This is a genomic window from Pseudomonas sp. (assembly GCF_050739995.1).
In the GTDB taxonomy this organism is placed as follows: domain Bacteria; phylum Pseudomonadota; class Gammaproteobacteria; order Pseudomonadales; family Pseudomonadaceae; genus Aquipseudomonas.
The window spans coordinates 1-3,034 of record NZ_JBOICG010000230.1 but is presented as its reverse complement, the minus strand read 5'-3'; the positions used below and the strand labels follow the sequence as shown (position 1 = coordinate 3,034).

General features: G+C 60.9%; 3 protein-coding genes. All 3 read right to left on the bottom strand.

The genetic code is table 11. The features are described from left to right. Nucleotides 1–1,076, bottom strand: a 1,076-nt coding sequence (gatB, locus tag ACRESD_RS07870; RefSeq protein WP_431750405.1) for an Asp-tRNA(Asn)/Glu-tRNA(Gln) amidotransferase subunit GatB, incomplete at its 3' end; no start/stop codon positions are given. Between the two features lie 10 nt (nucleotides 1,077–1,086). Next, nucleotides 1,087–2,538, bottom strand: a complete 1,452-nt coding sequence (gene gatA, locus ACRESD_RS07865; RefSeq protein ID WP_431750404.1) for an Asp-tRNA(Asn)/Glu-tRNA(Gln) amidotransferase subunit GatA — start codon at nucleotides 2,536–2,538, stop codon at nucleotides 1,087–1,089. A gap of 16 nt (nucleotides 2,539–2,554) precedes the next feature. Then, nucleotides 2,555–2,842 carry an Asp-tRNA(Asn)/Glu-tRNA(Gln) amidotransferase subunit GatC gene (gene gatC, locus ACRESD_RS07860; RefSeq protein WP_431750403.1) on the bottom strand — a complete coding sequence of 96 codons (288 nt, stop codon included), beginning with the start codon at nucleotides 2,840–2,842 and terminating at the stop codon, nucleotides 2,555–2,557. Nucleotides 2,843–3,034 lie beyond the last annotated feature (192 nt).

Here is a 3,034-nt window from a genome sequence, read left to right as displayed (position 1 = left end):
CCCTGTTTGTTCAACAGGCTACCCAGCTCGACCATCACCCAGTTGGCCGCCAGCTTGGCGTCACCGGCGATGCTCACGACTTTTTCGAAGTAGTTGGCTTGTTCACGGCTGGAGGCCAAGACGCTGGCATCATAGACCGACAGGCCGAACTGCTCCTGGAAGCGCTCGCGTTTCTGCTGCGGCAGTTCCGGCAGGGTGGCGCGGATGTCATTGAGGAACGAGTCCTCAAGCACCACCGGCAACAGGTCCGGGTCGGGGAAGTAACGGTAGTCGTTGGCTTCCTCTTTGCTGCGCATGGCGCGGGTTTCGTCTTTGTTCGGGTCGTACAGGCGGGTTTGCTGGATGACCTTGCCACCGTCTTCGATCAGCTCGATCTGGCGACGCACTTCGCTGTTGATCGCCTTTTCGATGAAGCGGAACGAGTTGACGTTCTTGATCTCGCAGCGAGTGCCGAACTCGACCTGGCCCTTGGGGCGGATCGACACGTTGCAGTCGCAACGCAGCGAGCCTTCGGCCATGTTGCCGTCGCAGATGCCCAGGTAGCGTACCAATGCGTGAATGGTCTTGACGTAGGCCACGGCTTCCTTGGCGCTGCGCATGTCCGGCTCGGACACGATCTCCAGCAGTGGCGTGCCGGCGCGGTTCAGGTCGATGCCAGTGGCGCCCGGGAATTCTTCGTGCAGGCTTTTGCCGGCGTCTTCTTCCAAGTGGGCGCGAGTGACGCCGACGCGCTTGATGGTGCCGTCTTCCAGAGGGATGTCCAAGTGGCCCTTGCCGACGATCGGCAATTCCATCTGGCTGATCTGGTAGCCCTTGGGCAGATCCGGGTAGAAGTAGTTCTTGCGCGCGAACACGTTGTGCTGGCCGATCTCGGCGTCAATCGCCAGGCCGAACATCACCGCCATGCGCACCGCTTCCTGGTTCAGCACCGGCAGCACGCCAGGCATGCCCAGGTCGACCAGGCTGGCCTGGGTGTTGGGCTCGGAGCCGAACGTGGTGGCGCTACCGGAGAAAATCTTCGATTGGGTGGCGAGCTGGGTATGAATCTCCAGCCCGATCACAACTTCCCATTGCATAGTGTTCTCCTCAGAAGCCGGTAGGGGGGCGAGTGTGCCAGTCGGTGTTCAACTGGTACTGGTGCGCCACATTGAGCAGGCGGCCTTCCTGGAAGTACGGAGCGAGCAATTGCACGCCCACCGGCAGGCCATCGACGAAACCTGCTGGCATGGACAAGCCCGGCAGCCCCGCGAGGTTGGCGGTGATGGTGTACAGGTCTTCCAGATACTCGGCGATCGGGTCGCCGGTCTTGGCGCCGATTTTCCAGGCCGGGTTCGGCGTGGTTGGGCCGAGGATCACGTCGACTTCATTGAAGGCAGCCATGAAGTCGTTCTTGATCAGGCGACGGATCTTTTGCGCCTTGAGGTAGTACGCATCGTAGTAACCGGCCGACAGGGCGTAGGCACCGACCATGATCCGGCGTTGTACTTCGACGCCGAAGCCTTCGCCGCGGGAGCGTTTGTACAGGTCGGTCAGGTCTTTCGGGTTTTCGCAGCGGTAGCCGAAACGTACGCCGTCGAAACGCGACAGGTTGGAGGAAGCCTCCGCCGGTGCGATTACGTAGTACGCCGGAATCGCGTGCTGGTTGTTCGGCAGGCTGATTTCCTTGATCACAGCGCCGAGCTTTTCCAGCTCCTTGACACTGTTGTGGACCAGTTCAGCAATGCGTGGGTCGAGACCGGCGCTGAAGTACTCCTTCGGCACGCCGATGCGCAGGCCCTTGATCGAGGTGTTCAGGCTGGCGCTGTAGTCTGGCACCGGCTCGTCGATGCTGGTGGAGTCCTGTTTATCGAAGCCTGCCATGCCTTGTAACAAAATCGCGCAGTCTTCGGCGGTGCGGGCCAAAGGGCCGCCCTGATCGAGGCTGGACGCGTAGGCGATCATGCCCCAGCGGGAAACGCGACCGTAGGTCGGCTTCAGGCCCGTCAGGTTGGTGAACGCGGCAGGCTGACGGATCGAACCGCCAGTGTCGGTGGCGGTGGCGGCCGGCAGGAAGCGTGCGGCAACGGCGGCAGCCGAGCCACCGGACGACCCGCCCGGCACGTGTTCCAGGTTCCACGGGTTTTTCACCGCGCCGTAGTAGCTCGACTCGTTGGCCGAACCCATGGCGAATTCGTCCATGTTGGTCTTGCCCAGGGTCACGGCCCCGGCGGCAGCCAGCTTGGATACCACGGTGGCGTCGTAGGGCGCCTTGAAGTTGTCGAGCATCTTCGAGCCGCAACTGGTGCGAATGCCCTGGGTGCAGAACAAATCCTTGTGAGCGATAGGTGCGCCCAGCAATGCGCCACTTTCACCGTTGGCGCGACGTGCGTCGGCGGCCTTGGCCTGGCTCAGGGCCAGTTCCTCGGTGAGGCTGATGAAGCTGTTGACCTTCGGATCGTGCTCGGCGATACGCGCCAGCAGGTTCTTGGTCAGTTCTTCGGAAGAAAACTTTTTGTCGGCGAGACCGCGGGCGATCTCGGCCAGAGTCATGTGATGCATGAAAGGCTCTTTCCCTTTAGTCGATGACTTTCGGAACCAGGTACAGGCCGTTTTCGACCGCTGGCGCGATGGACTGGTAGGCCTCGCGATTATTGCGCTCGGTCACGACGTCTGCGCGCAGGCGCTGGCTGGCTTCCAGTGGGTGAGCCAGGGGCTCGATACCGTCGGTATTCACAGCCTGCATTTGGTCGACCAGCCCGAGAATGCTGTTCAGGGCTGCGGTGGTCTGTGGAAGATCGCCTTCATTCAAGCCAAGCGAGGCCAGATGAGCGATTTTTTCCACGTCGGAGCGTTCAAGCGCCATGGGATTCTCCAGTGGAAAACAGAACGGAGGGCGTCCGTGTGTTAGATTGTCGGAACACTACCGCATTTCTACGGTCATATGGCCGCGATTGTGGGGGTTGGTGCACAGAAAGTCGGCCAATTTAGCACATTGGCGCCTTGCCCAAAATCCCTGTCGTTGTTAGAGTTTGCCGCACTTTTTTACCCACGCGTT

What these genes read in the sequence shown, in the direction of transcription:
- gatC (WP_431750403.1), bottom strand. Translation starts at nt 2,842, where the DNA reads ATGGCGCTTGAACGCTCCGACGTGGAAAAAATCGCTCATCTGGCCTCG.
- gatA (WP_431750404.1), bottom strand. Translation starts at nt 2,538, where the DNA reads ATGCATCACATGACTCTGGCCGAGATCGCCCGCGGTCTCGCCGACAAA.